Here is a 16,635-nt window from a genome sequence, read left to right as displayed (position 1 = left end):
CATGTTTTGTTATAGCGAGGAATCTCATGTCATCTTCATTTGAAGGCCGGGCTCAGGCGATTTACGATCTTGGTCGTACGGCGATTTTTGCCCTCAAGTCCGACCCGCGCTTTCACTATTGTCTCTATGTTCCTCCCATTGTCGGCAATGGCGAGAAAGTCGATCTTCTGGTGGCTGTCCACGGCACTGGTCGAACGTCCTTTCTGGATTTTCGTGATGGTTTTGCCGAGTTCGGCCGGTGGAACCGCTGCGCCATCCTTTGTCCCATTTTCCCGATTGGGGTGAGGGGAGATGATGCGCGAAGCGGATACAAATTCATGATTGAAGGCGATATCCGCTATGATCTGGTTCTGCTTGAAATGGTGGCGGAGGTTGCTGCCAAGTATCAACAGGACTGGGATACATTTGCCATGTTCGGATTTTCCGGTGGTGGTCACTTTACCCATCGTTTTGCGATATTGCATCCGCAACTGCTCTGGGCGGCTTCCATTGGAGCGCCGGGATCAGTTACCCTTCTTGACCCCTCGAAGGATTGGTGGGTGGGCATTCGCAATCTTGAGGATCGGTTTGGTGTTACCTTTGACCGGGAGAAACTAGCTCGTATTCCCGTTCACATGGTCGTCGGCGATGCCGATCTGGAAACATGGGAAATCACCATCCCTGAAAACAGCGTGAACTGGATGCCGGGAGCCAACGATGCCGGGCGTAACCGCCCGGAACGATTGTCAGCCTTGCGGCGCTCCTTCGAAGATGCCGGTGTCTCGGTGCGGTTTGATCTCGTACCCGGTATCTCACATGATAGAATGCAGGTGCTTGATTATGTTCAAAACTTTCTCACGGACGTACTAAGCGAGCGGCGTTCAGTTTAACCGTCCGGTGAGATGATGGGGCGTCGTATTTTGCTATTGCAGTGCAAACACCGCACAAGGCGCAGCAATGCCTCGCAATGAATGCTCGCCGAGCGGGATCAATGGTTGTCTGATTTGCGCCGCAAAACTACCTGATAGCAACGCCGAGTGACCAAGTGGCTTGCAAAGACCCTCCAACCGGCTCACCAGATTGACGGCAGAGCCGATCGCTGTGAAATCCAGCCTGTCGGCGGTGCCGATATTGCCCCATAGCATCTCGCCAAGATGCAGCGCGGTGCCGAATGACAGTGGCGGCACATTCTGCGCGGCACGGGTGCGATTGAGATGATCCATTCCGGCACGGGCGGCGGCGACGGCGCGCAGTGCCGCCTCGCATGCAGCAGTAGCGTCTCGCTCTCCGATTGGAAAGATCGCCAGCACACCATCGCCGATGAACTTCAGCACTTCACCGCCGAAGACATGAACAGCACCGGCAATGCGGTCGAACCAGGCATCAAGTGCCGTGATCACTTCCTTTGCCTCTGTTGATTCCGATAGCTCGGTAAAACCACGAAGGTCAGCAAAAAGCAGGGCGGCCCGAATGGTTTCACCGGGCTCACGCCGGGAGCGACCGGCCAGTACCTGAGTGGCGCTGCGCCGACCGAGATAAGCTGTTAGCAGCGCTGACAATGTCGAGCGCGTGGCCAGCAAAGCAAGCGGTGCGGCGGCAAAGCGTGCGACCTCACGCAGCAGTTCCGATTCAGCTGCGGTAAATGGCCGGCTCGCAGTCCAGCCAAGCATTGTACCGTCAGATGCTCCCGCTCCTCCGGCAAAATCCTCCTGTACGACACCGGTGCCAAGGCTCTCAAGCCAGTTGCGGGCGATATGGTTTTGGTCAGTATTGGAAGATCTGGCCAAGCCCAGCGCCTCGATAACTGTCCCTGTGTCGGCTCGCCACAGCCAGGTGCGCTGCTCGATGACGGGGTGGGGCGCTGCTTGAGTGAGCGCACCACCGACCAGCGGCATATCCTCGGCCATGAGCCGCGCGGCGAGCGCCGTCAGAAAGGCGTCGCCGTCAGGCATATCAACTGCGTTATCAATCAGGAAGGAAAGAGCGGATGGCAGCTGCATGACTGTTATCATGCAGCGGTGACGGGCACCTGTCACGAGGTTTTGTTTGTTGCGCTAAATCTTGATTGGCTTACATTGCACCAGTATTTGAATGGCATTGCGTCCTGTTGGGAGGAGATCGCCGATGACCGAGCCGCTTCGCAATGAAATCGAAATTGCAGCCCCACAGGCAACAGTCTTTGCCTTCCTCACCGATCCCGACAAAATTCTGCGCTGGATGGGCACGAAAGCAACCATTGAGCCACACCCTGGGGGCATCTATCTGCTCAGCATGCGTGACGCCATGACAGCGCGCGGTCAGTTCACCGAGGTAATCCCGGTTCATCGCCTTGCCTATAGCTTCGGCTGGGAGGGAAGCCAGGACGTGCCGCCGGGTTCAAGCCTGGTCGAGATCGATCTTATCGAGAAAGACGGGGGAACTTTGGTGCGGTTCACCCATAGCGGACTGCCCAACGAGACGGAACGCGCAAACCATGAAAAGGGCTGGAACCATTATCTGGGCCGTTTGACCGTGGCTGCGGCTGGTGGCGACCCGGGGCCGGATAAGTCTGCGGGGGCGTAAGACCAAGGGTACAATAACAATCAAGGCCGACGTCGACCGTGGGGCCAAGGCGTCCTGCGTCAATAATTGTCCATCATGCAGGCAGGACCAGATCGGCAATCATTTCGCCGTCCTCGTCCAGCCCCTCTTCTACGAAGCCGGCGGCGCGATAGAGCTGCCGCGCGCCTTCATTCTCGGGAGCATAGCAAATCGAAACATGCCGCACATGACCGAGGCTTCGGATTTCCTCCAGTGCTTCTCTCAGTGCAGCTTTGCCATAGCCGCGGCCCTGATGCGCACGATCGATCATGAAACGATATATGCGTGCCTCATCATCGTCCTCGGGCGCTTCGTACATCAGGAAACCGATCACGCGATTTTCCGTCATCACAACGCGTGGTCGTGCATCTTCGTCAAGCGCAGCTTCGCCCAGCGAATCCGAGTTAGTTGCAACAAAACTCAACTGGTCAGGACCAAGCGTCAGAGACGTAACCAAGGCACGATTGGCCTCGGTCACAGGCTCTAGATGGACTTTCGCGGTTTTCTGCTGGTCTGCCAAGGCGTAATCTCCGATCCAATTTCTCGGTTCATTGATCTACATGACACGACCAGCTTTCCAGTCAAGCGGATGTCTTGGAGCCGCTATTGAAAACCGGAGTGACGAACCGATGCAGCTTGGCCGGGTTGCCGCGCCATATGGAGTTCGGTTCCAGCACTTCACCCTTCATCACGAATGAGTCGACGTCGACCATCGATCCGTCGCCCATCACGACACCGTAGTGAACAAAGGCGGCAGGCCCCAGCGTACAACCCTTGCCGATGCGGATGAAGTCGGACTTGAACGCACCTTCTTCCAGCGAGTGGGCCTGAATGACGCAACCTTCATTGAGGGTGGTGTCATCGCCAATTTCCACCAGTGAGCGTTCGGTCAGGTTGCTGCCGCCATCATAAACCCTCTTGCCGACCTTGACGCCCAGCAGGCGTAAGATCATTGGCCGGAATGGGGTGCCGCCAAACAGGCGGGTAATAGGCGAATCCGACAGCTTCCAATGGCGTTCATGGTGCCAGAATGGAGCATCATAGATCGTCGTCATCTGTGGTTTCAACTTGCCAAAACCAAGACTTGCCCGTTCAAGCAGAACATAGAAAGGAATGGTGATCGCCGATGTCAGGAGTACGGCGACGAAAAGCGCGACCTCTGCCCATTCGGTATAATAGTTCAGCGCACGATCCCAAATAACCAGTGTGGCAAATAGCATGACCCATTGAGCCGCCAGAAACAGAAGTGCCGTCACTGCATTGTAGCGGTTTTTGAATATCAGGCGGCTGCGGCGTTCATCTTCACTGATGCCCGCTATAAGTTCCTTATCCCGGTTTACCATGCGCGGGATTTCGAAGGAAGGTGAGCCCAGAAGCCCCACATTTTCGCGGATTGGTCCGTCAATGGGGATCATCACCTTGGTGCCGAGCAGGCAGTTGTCGCCGGTTCGACCGTCTGACGGATAATAGATATTGTTGCCCAGATAGTTACGCTCGCCAATCTTCGTATGTTCAAGCCGGAATGCTGAGGCTGATTTGTGCATGTTGATCATGAACAGGCCATCCGACACCATGGTTTGGCTGCCAATCTCGCACAGGAGAGGGTTTTCGTGTTGTTGATTGCTGCCGAAATTCGAACCGGTCTGTACAACCTTGTTGAGATTCCAGCCAATGGCGCGGATGTAATGGACAATCGCGGAGCTATCGCCAAACAGGAGATTGAGGACGCGGGAATTGCTGCTGAATTCAACGACAGTTTGCAGCCAGTAACGGAAACCATAAAGGGTATAGGCCCGTCCGGATTTCAAAACCAGACTGAACAGTCGAGGCACTACAAGCGCTGAGAACAGAGCTATAGCGATATATCCGAACAGCGTGACGGTGGTTCCAATTGCAACAATACCGATCGTCTCCTGATAATCGTCGCTGACATTCTGCCAATAGCTGTGGAACAGCAGCGGTATAGGCGTAACAAAGGCGAACAGCCCCACAAGTTGCGCCGCTTCATAGAGAACGCGTCTGACATTGGAGGAATTCACATTGCGGACTTTGCAATACTCCGCCGTCGTTGGCACAGCCGGTGATCCATGCCAGTGCGCGCCATCAGGAATGCTTTGCCCCCGCTGGAGTGATGATGCATGACCAAGCTGGGCGCGATCACCCATTTTGGTATTGATATCGAGTGTGGACCCTACGCCTATGAAGGCATCATGGCCAATCGTCAGCGGCCCCGTATGGATATAGCCGGATTGGGCACGATAGCCGAGGATCATCGATTCCTTGCGCAGGATTGTGTTGTCGCCAATGGATATGAGGTCCGTACACACAGGCACGGTACGGCATTCAATGACAGTGTTTCGGCCAAGCTTGGCACCGAGAAGCCGCAGATAAATGCTGTAAAGCGGGCTGCCGCGGAAGAGAACGACAGGCGCCGTGCGGATCAATGTCTGAACGACCCAAAAGCGGTAGTAGCGCAAGCCCCAGATGGGGAACGCTTCCGGTTTCCACCGGCCCACCAGCGCCCATTTCGCGATGATTGCAACTCCCGACATTCCGAAGAAAACGCCGCCCGAAAGCAGCACACAGCGCAGATACAGTTGCAGCGGTTCGTCGAGTTTGTCGTAGGTCCAGTTGAGCCCGCGATTGAATGCCCACAAACCCAGGTAACTATAGAGCCCGTAGAATAGCAGCTGCGCCATGCCGCAGGTCCAATAGGCCATGTTCGACGCCCGGTGCGTAAGAACGCGCTCATTGGTGGCAGTCGTCATCTCCTCCGGGATACGCAGATGTTGCGCGAGGCGTGCCACGGTCGGGTAAAGGTAGATATCCCGCATGGACGCTGTCGCCCATTCTTTTTTGGTACGCACACGGGCGCAGAAGCGGGCCATGAGAAGAGAATTGGCACCAAGATCGTCGAAGAAGTTGTCCTCCATGGACACCTCATCGAATTTCAGCACTTCGGCCAGTGCGACACCCAGAAAACGTTCGTCATCATTGCTGGGTGGGACGATCGTTCGCTCGGCCGAAAGTCGAACGCTTGTCGGTTTCGGAAGCTGGCGCGTATCTGTCTTGTTGGCAACTGTCATCGGAATTGCCGACAGTTCTTCCAGATAGGAAGGCACCATATAGTCTGGCAAGCGACGCTTCAGCTCCCGGGCAAGGTCGGCACGGGAGATTGTTGGCAATCCCGTCTTGGGTGCGTAATAAGCAACGAGTTCCACGCGACCCGGTTCAATTTCCCAGGTTGTCACAGCGGCCTGTGCAATCTCGGGCTGATCCAGCAATACCGCTTCGATCTCTCCGAGTTCGATGCGGTATCCGCGAATTTTGACCTGTGTATCTATGCGTCCGTGATATTCGATCTCCCGGCCATCATTGATCCGGCCAAGATCGCCCGTCCGATAAATGCGCTTTGACGGGTTGTTCGGCAGGCCAATGAAATCGGGGATGAACTTCTGTTCGGTCAGATCAGGCCTGTTGAGATAGCCCACGGCAAGTCCGATACCTGCAATGCAGATTTCACCCAATTCTCCGGGCTCGGTAAGTGCCGGCGTCGTAGGATCAAGAACGACAATAGAGTAGGTGGGCAATGGCGCGCCGATGGTCACGGGCCTGTCTGGCGTGAGCATGCCCATTGTTGCAGTAACGGTGGCTTCAGTTGGGCCATAGGTGTTGAGGATTTGGCGGCCGGGCTTCGACCAGCGCACCACGAGGTTGTGGGAGCACGCCTCACCGCCCACCAGTAGCGCCCGCAAAGTCGGTACGTCGCTCTCTATGGACGAAAGCAGCGTTGGGCTGCAGGCCATGCAGGTAACGTCGTTCGTCCGAAGAAAATCGGCAAGCTCCTCGCCCACCAGGGTCAGCGGGCCCGGTGCAGGCACCACCGTTGCACCGGCGACAAACGGCACCCAGATTTCTTCCGCCGAGAAATCGAAGGCAATGGTCATGCCCTGATAAACGCGGTCTTCTGGCCGGTAGCCGTAGGATGCCGCAGCAACCCGCACAAAATTGCAAATACTCTGATGCGTGATGACCACACCCTTGGGTCTGCCGGTGGTTCCTGACGTGTAGAGAATGTAGCAGACATCGTCGGATGGGGCGGTCGCAGCGGTTGATGGCAATGGTTTGTCAGACATTGCCGTGATTTCCGTGGCAACGCTGTCAATCAGTACGTGGGGTACGGGCAGTTGTTCGACCCGGGACGAATAGGCCGCGATGGAAACAAGCAGCCCGACACTGGCGTCTTCGATGATGAGCTTCATGCGCTCTTCAGGAAAAGCCGTAGCGAGCGGAACGAAGGCTGCTCCCGCCTTCATTACAGCGAGCAAGGTAACGTAGGTCTCGGCGGACCGGTCGAGAAGGAGCCCCACCCGATCGCCCGGTCGCACACCCCGGTCAACCAGAACGCGGGCAAACTGATTGGCCCGCTTGTTCAGGTCACGATACGTCCAGACACGGCCTTCGGAGATTACAGCCGGTGACAAATCATAAGCGACAGCGAGCTGTTCGAAGAACTTGTCAAGGCGCTCGCCTGGCCGTCCTTCATGCGCAAAATCGGCACCCGTCAGAATCTGAGGGTGCGCGGCAATTCCGGAAGCGGGGGTGTTTTTCACAGTCGCATCAGCACTTCCGAAACCAGCCGTTGTTCCGGACTGATTACTTGCATTCTTCGCCGCGCCCTTATCGAGTCCGGCACCGTCAACCCCGTGTTCCATTTCCATACTTTCTAGTCATAGCCCAAGCATTGCCGCGCATATGTTCGCGCAGGGCATCATGCAATCTCTTCACAAAGCATTGTCTATCGGCTGGCTGTGCGCCGTGGCTGAAATGACCTCTCCGTCATGGATGCGGAATACCCCAAGCTTCCATAAAAGAAAAGCCCGGAACTCCGGGTGGTCATTACTATAAACGCCAATCTCACTACATAAGGGCTGAATGATATTACATAATAACCATGATCCAGAACGCTGGGTGCTTAGCCTGTCGCCAATCATGCGATCAGGGATATCCACTGAGTGATGTCAGGTTAGCTCATCTATGACGGAGAAGGTCTTTTGATTGGCGGCCTTATCGGGCAATATGCATTCGTCAGTAGACTTCATATTGGGAGGAAGGTCGATGCGGCCGGATCTTGAAGTCGTTCAGATCAATAGCGACGAAGCATTCAGGGCTTGGTCGCATGGCTACCCTCATCACATAGCCCGATGGCACTTCCATCCTGAATATGAAATCCATCTGATAGCAGAGACAACGGGTTACTATTTCATCGGGGACTTTATCGGCGAATTTGAACCGGGCAATCTGGTGTTGACGGGACCCAACTTGCCGCACAATTGGATAAGCAATATCCCAGACGACCAAATTATCGATATGCGTGATTTCGTCGTTCAATTTACCCAGAAGTTTATTGAGAATACGATTGAGGTGATACCGGAACTATCTGCTTTCAAGGTGTTGTTGGATGAAAGTCCACGCGGTCTGTTCTTTGATGCTGAGACCGGAGCCGCTGTCCGGCCTATGCTTCTGGAACTGTTCGATGCAAGCGGAGCCCGCCGGATTGCGCAATTTATGAGCATTGTTGACAAATTGATCAATGCCAGAGAGCGAAGGCAATTGGCAAGCCATGGCTATATGCCAGATCCTTCGGGCTATATGTCCAGCTCCATAAACAAGGTGCTGTCCTATATCTCTGAAAACCTGACGACATTTGACAAAGACGTTAGCCTCGCGGCCATTGCCGGGCAGAGTGCCAGCGCGTTCTCGATGTCATTTCGCCGGCACACAGGGATGACGCCGGTGCATTATGTAAACCGCTTGAGGATCAATCTGGCCTGCCAGCTATTGATGAGCGAGGAGAACATGACGGTAACGGACATTTGTTACGAAGTCGGCTTCAATAATCTTTCAAACTTCAATCGCCAGTTTCTGACGTTGAAGGGTATGCCACCGTCCCGGTTCCGTTCGTTATATGCGACGCAATTTACAAGGAAAGCAGCTGACCAATAAGGCAATGTCTTGATCCAATCGACGCGTGTGCGGGGCTCATGCGGCCTTCGCCGTGGAGAGCGCTGACATGGGCGCGATATCCAATTTCGGCAATGCTACCGTGAAAACCGCTCCGTTCTTGTTTGACGCCGAGAGCGTTCCGTTGACGCGTTCCACGATTCTCTGCGACAGGGAAAGACCCAAGCCCATTCCACTGTCCTTGGTTGTGAAGAAGGGTTGGAATAGTTGCCCAAGTGTGTCCTCGCTCAAGCCGGAGCCGTTGTCGGATACACGGACGATGCTGGTATCCTGATCGACAAGGGTTTTGATTGTGATGCGCTTTCTTGTCTGGTGTGATGCGCTAAGTGCGTCAATTGCATTGCGTATGAGATTATGAATAACCTGCTCAAATTCTATTTTGTTGATACTTGCGACGGGTGATAGTTCGGCAAGATCAAGCGTCAATGAAACCCCTTGGCGCTTGATTTCCGGATTGAGTATTTCAACAATATCCAAGATTGAACTGTTGAGTTCGGTGGCTTCCGGTGAGGCACTTTTGTAGACAATATAGTCTCGGATTCTTCCAAGTATCAGACTTGCCCTTTTCGCCTCACGAATATTAGCGGTCATTGTCCGGCGCAGAAAATCCGTCTGTGCCATATCGTCACCTTCCTCAAGAGACTTGAGGCTGGCCTGACTTTGATTGAGCAAGGAGGAAAGCGGCTGGGCTAGCTCATGAATGATACCGGCGGCCAGCTCTCCGACCGCGTTAACACGGGCTGCGTGCTCCAACCGGGTTTCCTTTTCCAACCTCGCAGCACGCTTGAGTGCCTTGCCTTCGGATCGTTGCAACCGCCGCGAAAGCTTGTGCTGGTGCAGGGCATAGTAGCTGGCTACCACCGCAATTGTGGAGAGGCCGCAATATACAATGAAGCCTATCAGACTGAAGAGTTCATACAGCTTGACGGTTTCACTCAGGTGAAAGACGGTCTTTTCTGAAAATCTTGTCGAGTCATCCGGCATAATATTGGGCGTGCTTGAAACGATTGTCCGGTCGAGTTGAAGCTCGAAAGAGAATGCGGAGTTCTGTCGACCATTCAGTTGAATGATGGGCATGTCGCCGATATCCCACTCAATCTTGGGAGAGCCATCCTGAAGCAGCGGCTTGAGCATTTCCGCCACGTCAACAACCATGACAATAGCATAGTGAAAATTGGCATTCTCAGCATGTGCGGTCGTAATATATTGCCCGGGAAAATTGCCATCTGCAAAGGCGCGAAGCGTGCCATGGGGCTGGTTGACAACTTTCGGCAGAATTGCCCGTATCGACATATCACTCCTGTCGGCGGGGAAATTTGCCATCCGTCTGGCATATAAGGGGTTATCATCCTTTGGAAGCTCATACAGGTTCACGATCCGGATACGTGGGTACTGTTCCATCGTATGTTGCACCAATGCGCCAAAGATTTTCATGGCTTCCAAGTCGGATAGTGTAGCGAAAATCTCGAAGGATTTGACGAAAGCAAAATTCTGGGTAATGCGGCGGTCCAGACAATCGGCGATTTCATTGGCTGTCGCGGAGAACGCGTGCGACTTGTCCTGAAAGGTCATGAACCCCGAAATTGAAACATACATCACCTGCGCCAAAAACCAGATGGACGCCGCAATGATCAGTGATGGTTTCAGAGCCTTCCGCAATTTTTCAATTCATCCAGTTGGGTTAAGTGACAAAACAATCGCCAAGCGATTGTGTTCTTTGATTTGAGGGAAAGTCGCGCGCCGTTTGCACGTCATTGACGGGCGTTAACTTCGCGCAAAAAAATCCTCCCGATGCGAAGTTGCGAAACCAAGCACCGTCAAATTAAGTTCTTCAGCTGCGTAACGTTCTACCCAATTCGACTATGGGAGCCTATTCGACTATTGGAGTATCGACACTCCATCGACAGGGGTACCTTGGCTCAAACACTGACATTGTAGTCATTCGTGGGTAACGTCTGTAATCTACCTTTATCTACAAAGGATGGTTGCAGATTAGTGTTCTATCGCAATGATCGCTACATTGCGTTTAAAGCCAGACTGATACTTATTTTCAATAATTGGGCTTCAGGGGCGAGTTTTAGCGGCAATACTGGGTAAATTCTCTATGCGCTAATGTGAACGTCCTGATGATTCACGTCACCTGATCATCATTATGCTAGGCGAGGTGGCAGGCAACGTGATGGCCCTTGTCCAGCGTCCGTAGTTCCGGCACTTCAATCCTGCAACGGTCGACTGCCAATGGACAGCGGGTATGAAAACGACACCCGGCTGGTGGCGAGGCGGGGCTTGGCAACTCACCTTGCAGTACAACCCGGTTGTGCCGTACGTCCGGATCAGCCACGGGAATCGCCGATAAAAGGGCTTGCGTATAGGGATGACGTGGCTGGTCAAACAGCGCGTTGCGGCTCGCCGTCTCAACGATCACGCCGAGATACATGACGGCTATTTCATCGCAAAGATGCTCGACGACAGCCAGATCGTGCGAGATGAACAGGAAGGTCAGTCCCTGTTGCTCCTTGAGGTCGGAAAACAGATTGATGATCTGGGCCTGGATCGAAACGTCAAGCGCCGAGACGGGCTCGTCGGCTATGATCAATTCGGGCTTCAATGCCAGTGCTCGGGCGATGCCTATACGCTGGCGTTGGCCGCCGGAGAATTCATGCGGGTAGCGTGCGTATTGGTATGGCGCAAGGCCGCAGATGCGCATCACTTCGAGCACCGTGTCGCGTAACTCGGCTTTCCTGACTAGCCCATGCGTCAGAAGCGCTTCGCCGATCGCATCGCCAGCCCGAACCCGTGGATTGAGCGAGCCGTAAGGGTCCTGAAACACCAGCTGCATTTTCGGTCGCAGCGCTGCCAGCGCCTTGCGGCCACCGGCTTGAATGTCTTTGCCATGAAAGCGAACAGTGCCGGTTGTTGGTTTGTAGAGCCCAAGCATGGCCCGTCCGAGTGTCGACTTGCCACTGCCGGATTCGCCGACCAGTCCGAAAGTGGTGCCACGCCGGATACGAATGCTCACACCATCGACGGCCCTGACATGGCCTGAGACCTGACCGAATAGCCCGTCACGGATCGGGAAATGAACTTTGAGGTTTTCGACTTCAAGCAAAGCGGAAACGTCTGTCATATCGCCCCCGACTGAGCCAGGAAACAGGCAGCACGATGTGGCGAGCTTGCCAGTCCCAGCGATGGAATGCCGGAGCGGCAGATATCGACCGCAGCAAAGCAGCGTTCGGCAAAGGCACAATAGGCAGGGAGCCGGGCTGGACTGGGGACTTGACCCGGAATGGAAACCAGACGGCGTAACCGTTGCCCCGGAACCGGCCGCGAGGCGAGCAGGCCGCGCGTGTAGGGATGCTTCGGGTGCCGCAGCACGTCACGAACCGTACCGGTTTCAACCACTCGGCCAGCATACATCACGATCACCCGGTCAGCCAGTTCCGCCACCAGTCCAAGGTCATGCGTGATGAGCATCAAAGCCGTACCTTCATCCTGTTTCAGCCGATTGAGCAGATCCAGGATTTGAGCCTGAATGGTTACATCAAGCGCTGTTGTTGGCTCGTCGGCGATCAGCAGTTTTGGTTTACAGCTGAGGGCGATGGCAATCATCACGCGCTGCAACATGCCGCCGGAAAGTTGGTGTGGATAGCCTTCGACAATCCGCTCGGGCCGGGCAATACCGACGCGTGCCAGGAGAGCAATTGCCTCTGCCCATGCGGCTTTTGGTGGCATCTTGCGATGCTCGATCAACGGTTCGACAATCTGCTCGCCGATAGTCAGGACTGGATTGAGCGAACTCATTGGCTCCTGAAAAATCATGGCGATTTCGTTGCCGCGCATCGTCCGCATAGCTTCCGGCTTCAGGGTGAGAAGGTCTTGGCCGCGATACAAGATCTGACCGCCAGCGATATATCCGCTCGGGCGGGAGACCAGACCCATCAGCGACAGTGCTGTCACGCTCTTGCCGCAACCGGATTCGCCAACCACACCAACAGTTTCGCCTTCGCCAATGGTGAAGCTGACATCCTGAACGGCGCGGGCGACGCCCTCATCGGTTTTAAAATAAGTCGACAGGCTCTGGAATTCGACAAGCGGGGGCATGTTCGGCTTACCGTTTCATCTTTGGGTCGAGTGCATCGCGCAGCCCGTCGCCCACTATGTTGATGGCAACCACAGTCAGGAAGATTGCAACGCCCGGCGGCATCCACAACCAGGGCCTGCGCTGGAAATCGACAAAGCTGTTGGCGGTATCCATCATGTTGCCCCAGGATGGCGTCGGAGGAACCACGCCAAGGCCGAGATAGCTGAGATAGGCCTCATTCAGGATGGCACTGGCAACGCCTATGGTTGCCGCCACGATCAGGATTGGTACCGTATTGGGCAGCAGATGGTGGAACAGCCGCCGGTGCAAAGGCAGACCTAAAACCTCCGTCGCTATCATGAAGTCACGCTCACGCAGTGACAGGATCTGGGACCGCACAAGGCGCGCGACCGTTACCCAATTCGGCAGACTAAGCATGAGGATGACGAGATAGATGCGCTGATCAGGTGGTACCTTCAACTCGGACAGCACGGCACCAATGATAATGAGAAGAGGCAGCGTCGGGATTGTCATCACGAGATCGGCCCCACGCATAATCACGGCGTCGGTCAGGCCTCCGAGATAACCGGCAATCGCGCCCGCAATGTAGCCGATGACCACCGACAGGAATACCGACGCCAAGCCGACCGTCAGTGAAATACGACCGGCTGACATCAGTCTTGCCATAATATCGCGTCCGAGGAAATCCGTTCCAAGCCAGTGCTTCAGACTTGGCGGGCGGTTGACGCTGAGCGCATCGGTGGCGTTCAAATCCCAGCGGCTGACGAATGGTCCAACCACACAGATGAGAACGATCAACAGCAGCACAGCCAGTGCGGTCATGGCAGTGGCGTTGCGGCGCATCCGCCACAATGCGTCGCCAAGCGGTGAGCGCGTCGAGCCGAGATGCCCGGTCAGTGCGAGCAGTTCGACCTGACGTGTTTGGTTTCGGCGGAAAGGATTGAAGGAAACCATTCTAACCTCGCCGTAGCCGGATTCGAGGATCAGCGGCGGCATAGGCAATGTCAGCCAGCAAATTGCCAAGTATGGTCATTGCGGCCAGAACCATAGTGAAGCCCATAAGCACCGGATAGTCACGCGCTGCCAGTGTGTCGATCTGAATGTGCCCGGCGCCGGGCCAATTGAAAATCTTCTCGGTGACAATGGCCCCGGAGAACAGGCCGGGCAGTTCGAAGCCCAGAAGCGTGATCATGGGTAACATCGCATTGCGCAAGGCATGTTTGAAAATGACGGTTCGTTCTTTCAATCCCTTGGCCCGTGCGGTGCGCACAAAGTCCATCGAGAGTGCCTCAAGCATACTGGCGCGGATGTAGCGCGTCAGGCTTCCGGCCTGCAATGCGGTCAGCACCAGAACCGGCAGCACCATATGAGCTGCCACCTCGATGACCCACGCGAAACCGGTTGTCTCGCTGCCGGTGCTTATCATCCCGCCAACCGGCAACCAGCGCAGGTCAACCGCGAACCATTTGATCAGGAGCAGACAAAGGAAGAAAACCGGAAATGACATGGCGCCAAAGATCGCCAGCGTCACAATGCGGTCGTACCAGGAATAGGGCCAGACAGCTGCGGTGATGCCAGCCAGCAGCGAGACAAACCAGTAGAGAAGCAGCGCCGTTCCGCCCAGAAGGAAGGAATTCCAGATGTATTGGTTGAGAAGACTGGCCACCGGAATCTGATACTGCATGGAATAACCGAGATCACCCGTCAGCAAGTGACCCAGCCAATCGAAATACCGGTCAAAAACAGGCCGGTCGAGGCCATAAAGTGCCTTCAGTTCCGCCGCCCGTTCAGCGGTCAGATTGATGTTGCCGTCAATGAAATCGCCCGGCGTCAGGGCGAAGATAAAGAAAATCAGTGCCGAGGCTCCAAGAAGCATCGGCACCGACAGCAACAATCTGCGAATAATGAAGTTTTTCATGTTCGACAGCACGCCATGTGACGTTACTGCACGATCTTCAGATTTGGCAGGCTGGAGATTATGCCGTTGTAGATATCAGGGTTGAAGCCGCTGACCCGGCCATCCGCAGCAGACAGGATCTTGCGATAGGCCAGATAAATCACCGGCGGATCTTCGGCCAGAACCTTGTAAAGCTCATGGTAGATTGCCTTGCGCTTGTCGATATCCGTTGTGGCATTGCCCGCATCAACAAGCCGATCGACATCAGCATTATGATAGCCGCGCCGGCCAATTTCTCCAGTCGCAGATATAAAGTCTTCGACGCCATCATGCGGGTCATTGATGCCTGACGTGCGGTAGGTCGCCAGATCAAAATTGCCAGATTTCATCTTGGCCAGCATGGCATTGAAATCGGATACTTCAGGCACCAGATCGACACCGATCGCTTTGAAGTTTTCTTTGGCGATCGGGATCAAGGCGTCGTTGATCAGCGATTTGGTTGCCAGCAATGTCAACGACAGGCGCTGGCCGTCCTTGGTGCGGATGCCGTCTGGTCCGGCTTTCCATCCCGCTTCATCGAGAAGGGCGGCAGCCTTGGCCGGGTCATAGGCATAGGGTTCAATACCGGATGGGTCATAGGCCCATGAAATAGGCGCGACGGGTATAGTCGCGACCTGTCCGTAGCCCTGATAGACCACGCTGACCAGTGTTTGCCGATCAAGCCCATATGTCAGGGCGTGGCGCACCTTGGGGTCCTGCAGCGCCGGTTTTTTCTGGTTGAATTCGATCATGCTATAATCGCTGGAACCGTACAGATTGATAGCAGCGAAGCCGAGGCTCTTCAGCGTATCAATATTGTCCTGATTGACCGAAAAGCCGTCATAATCAGTCTCACCCGTCTGGAACAGCTGCAGCTTGGTGGCATCCGAGGTGATCCGGTAGATGAAGTTTTCAACACCCGGCTTGCCGCGGAAATAATGGGGGTTGGCGTGAAACCGCACTTCTTGCCCCGGAATATACTTGTCGAAAACATACGAACCGGCACCAAGCGGATTATTACCCAAAGCGCGGATACCATCCAGCTTGCCACGGGCGAAACCATTGCCGTAATGCGCCTTGGAAAGCACGGGGCCGCCGATCAGATACGGCGTCTTGGCGCCCGGCTGTGTGGCGGTGACTTGCAGCGTCTGCGGGTCGATCACCTTGAGGCCAGAAATACTATCCGATTTTCCGGCTTTATATTCGGCTCCGCCAACTATGGCGGCGGGGGTTATATCGGTCTCTCCATCATAGGTTGGATCATGCAGCACGGTTAGTGTAAAAGCCACGTCCTCGGCGGTCAGCGGCGAACCATCACTGAAAACCAGATCGGGGCGAAGCTTCAGTGTGTACACCAGACCATCAGGACTGATGGTCCAGGAGTCTGCCTGTTCCGCAACGAGTTTGCCGTGACTGTCATAATTGATCAGCCGACCGAAGATGACATCGGTGACGTTCTCATCCCAGCCATTGGTGAAGAAATAGGGGTTAAATATGCCCTGTGGCGAGCTGATCGCTCCGACTACGGTATCCTTGCGTGCTTTGGCGACGGCAGGGATCAGTGAAAGCTCCGTGGCAGGAGTGGTGCCATCCGGGAGCACATCATCCGCCTGGGCGGACGGGCTGAAGGCAAGGGTACCAATGATCAATGCGAGGGAAACAAGGCTGGTTTGGCGACGGCGGACCGGGATCAGATCATGGAAGCGCATAGCGATATCCTTCATGACGGGAAGGTGGAACCTGCCCACCCGCGAAATGAAAGTCAACCGGAGGTGTTCATCAGTATGAACAGCTTCAACCGGTGCGGTAAATCCGAACTGCTGCGCGAATAGTCCCATTGTGGAGAATCTCATATGTCACCCTCAAATTGATCAGGGGAGCATAGGTCGCCAGATTATATGCACAAAGTGAACTGTGCCCATTTTGAGCCCGATTGAGCAAAATCTTCTCACCGCAGCGCCCTTTCGGCAATGAGAGTTTCGCCTATGGCTCTCGTCTAACTCAGACCATATAA

The 16,635-nt window shown here is 54.9% G+C and carries 12 protein-coding genes; 3 read left to right on the top strand and 9 right to left on the bottom strand.

The window, feature by feature from the left end; genetic code table 11:
* Positions 1-26: 26 nt before the first annotated feature.
* Positions 27-869 carry an alpha/beta hydrolase gene (locus FHW17_RS18885; protein ID WP_112528287.1) on the top strand — a complete coding sequence of 281 codons (843 nt, stop codon included), beginning with the start codon at positions 27-29 and terminating at the stop codon, positions 867-869.
* Positions 870-902: 33 nt separating this feature from the next.
* Here the strand turns inward: FHW17_RS18885 and FHW17_RS18880 are convergent, their stop codons facing one another.
* The gene (locus FHW17_RS18880) at positions 903-1,979 is read right to left on the bottom strand and encodes an adenylate/guanylate cyclase domain-containing protein (protein WP_182510556.1); all 1,077 of its coding nucleotides are present in this window, start codon (positions 1,977-1,979) and stop codon (positions 903-905) included.
* A gap of 124 nt (positions 1,980-2,103) precedes the next feature.
* On the opposite strand from FHW17_RS18880, the gene FHW17_RS18875 reads away from it, so the two are divergent.
* Positions 2,104-2,541, top strand: coding sequence for an SRPBCC domain-containing protein (locus FHW17_RS18875; RefSeq protein ID WP_112528283.1), 438 nt, complete (start codon positions 2,104-2,106; stop codon positions 2,539-2,541).
* A 73-nt stretch (positions 2,542-2,614) separates the two neighbouring features.
* Here the strand turns inward: FHW17_RS18875 and FHW17_RS18870 are convergent, their stop codons facing one another.
* Together FHW17_RS18870 and FHW17_RS18865 are read right to left on the bottom strand one after the other, a co-directional pair.
* A complete protein-coding gene (locus tag FHW17_RS18870; protein ID WP_210275956.1) occupies positions 2,615-3,079 on the bottom strand; it encodes a GNAT family N-acetyltransferase in 465 nt (154 codons plus the stop codon).
* Positions 3,080-3,140: 61 nt separating this feature from the next.
* Entirely contained in the window at positions 3,141-7,280 is a 4,140-nt protein-coding gene (locus FHW17_RS18865) for a Pls/PosA family non-ribosomal peptide synthetase (protein WP_182510555.1), read from the bottom strand.
* A 397-nt stretch (positions 7,281-7,677) separates the two neighbouring features.
* Here FHW17_RS18865 and FHW17_RS18860 point away from each other — a divergent pair, with 397 nt between their 5' ends.
* Entirely contained in the window at positions 7,678-8,565 is an 888-nt protein-coding gene (locus FHW17_RS18860; protein WP_112528279.1) for a helix-turn-helix domain-containing protein, read from the top strand.
* A gap of 36 nt (positions 8,566-8,601) precedes the next feature.
* Here FHW17_RS18860 and FHW17_RS18855 read toward each other — a convergent pair whose 3' ends face one another.
* From FHW17_RS18855 to FHW17_RS18830, 6 genes are all read right to left on the bottom strand, one after another.
* Positions 8,602-10,017 (bottom strand): ATP-binding protein, encoded by a 1,416-nt coding sequence (locus FHW17_RS18855; RefSeq protein WP_182510554.1) that lies wholly within the window; start codon positions 10,015-10,017, stop codon positions 8,602-8,604.
* 721 nt (positions 10,018-10,738) lie between these two features.
* Positions 10,739-11,710, bottom strand: coding sequence for a dipeptide ABC transporter ATP-binding protein (locus FHW17_RS18850; protein ID WP_182510553.1), 972 nt, complete (start codon positions 11,708-11,710; stop codon positions 10,739-10,741).
* Complete coding sequence (locus FHW17_RS18845; RefSeq protein ID WP_182510552.1) at positions 11,707-12,684, bottom strand: ABC transporter ATP-binding protein; 978 nt, start codon at positions 12,682-12,684, stop codon at positions 11,707-11,709. Before FHW17_RS18845 ends, FHW17_RS18850 begins: the two co-directional genes overlap by 4 nt.
* A gap of 7 nt (positions 12,685-12,691) precedes the next feature.
* Positions 12,692-13,639 (bottom strand): ABC transporter permease, encoded by a 948-nt coding sequence (locus FHW17_RS18840; RefSeq protein ID WP_182510551.1) that lies wholly within the window; start codon positions 13,637-13,639, stop codon positions 12,692-12,694.
* A gap of 1 nt (position 13,640) precedes the next feature.
* Positions 13,641-14,603 carry an ABC transporter permease gene (locus tag FHW17_RS18835; protein ID WP_112528271.1) on the bottom strand — a complete coding sequence of 321 codons (963 nt, stop codon included), beginning with the start codon at positions 14,601-14,603 and terminating at the stop codon, positions 13,641-13,643.
* A gap of 23 nt (positions 14,604-14,626) precedes the next feature.
* A complete protein-coding gene (locus FHW17_RS18830; RefSeq protein WP_210275955.1) occupies positions 14,627-16,459 on the bottom strand; it encodes an ABC transporter substrate-binding protein in 1,833 nt (610 codons plus the stop codon).
* Positions 16,460-16,635: the final 176 nt, after the last annotated feature.

Origin of the sequence: Phyllobacterium sp. P30BS-XVII (genome assembly GCF_014138335.1) — a bacterium.
GTDB classification, from domain to species: domain Bacteria; phylum Pseudomonadota; class Alphaproteobacteria; order Rhizobiales; family Rhizobiaceae; genus Phyllobacterium; species Phyllobacterium meliloti.
This window is presented reverse-complemented; position numbering and strand designations above follow the sequence as displayed.

Bases quoted from the DNA above. Each gene is read 5' to 3' on its own strand.
- FHW17_RS18835 (WP_112528271.1), bottom strand. From the start codon at position 14,603: ATGAAAAACTTCATTATTCGCAGATTGTTGCTGTCGGTGCCGATGCTT.
- FHW17_RS18840 (WP_182510551.1), bottom strand. From the start codon at position 13,639: ATGGTTTCCTTCAATCCTTTCCGCCGAAACCAAACACGTCAGGTCGAA.
- FHW17_RS18850 (WP_182510553.1), bottom strand. From the start codon at position 11,710: ATGACAGACGTTTCCGCTTTGCTTGAAGTCGAAAACCTCAAAGTTCAT.
- FHW17_RS18875 (WP_112528283.1), top strand. From the start codon at position 2,104: ATGACCGAGCCGCTTCGCAATGAAATCGAAATTGCAGCCCCACAGGCA.
- FHW17_RS18855 (WP_182510554.1), bottom strand. From the start codon at position 10,017: ATGAAAATCTTTGGCGCATTGGTGCAACATACGATGGAACAGTACCCA.
- FHW17_RS18865 (WP_182510555.1), bottom strand. From the start codon at position 7,280: ATGGAAATGGAACACGGGGTTGACGGTGCCGGACTCGATAAGGGCGCG.
- FHW17_RS18845 (WP_182510552.1), bottom strand. From the start codon at position 12,684: ATGCCCCCGCTTGTCGAATTCCAGAGCCTGTCGACTTATTTTAAAACC.
- FHW17_RS18885 (WP_112528287.1), top strand. From the start codon at position 27: ATGTCATCTTCATTTGAAGGCCGGGCTCAGGCGATTTACGATCTTGGT.
- FHW17_RS18860 (WP_112528279.1), top strand. From the start codon at position 7,678: ATGCGGCCGGATCTTGAAGTCGTTCAGATCAATAGCGACGAAGCATTC.
- FHW17_RS18830 (WP_210275955.1), bottom strand. From the start codon at position 16,459: ATGGGACTATTCGCGCAGCAGTTCGGATTTACCGCACCGGTTGAAGCT.
- FHW17_RS18880 (WP_182510556.1), bottom strand. From the start codon at position 1,979: ATGCAGCTGCCATCCGCTCTTTCCTTCCTGATTGATAACGCAGTTGAT.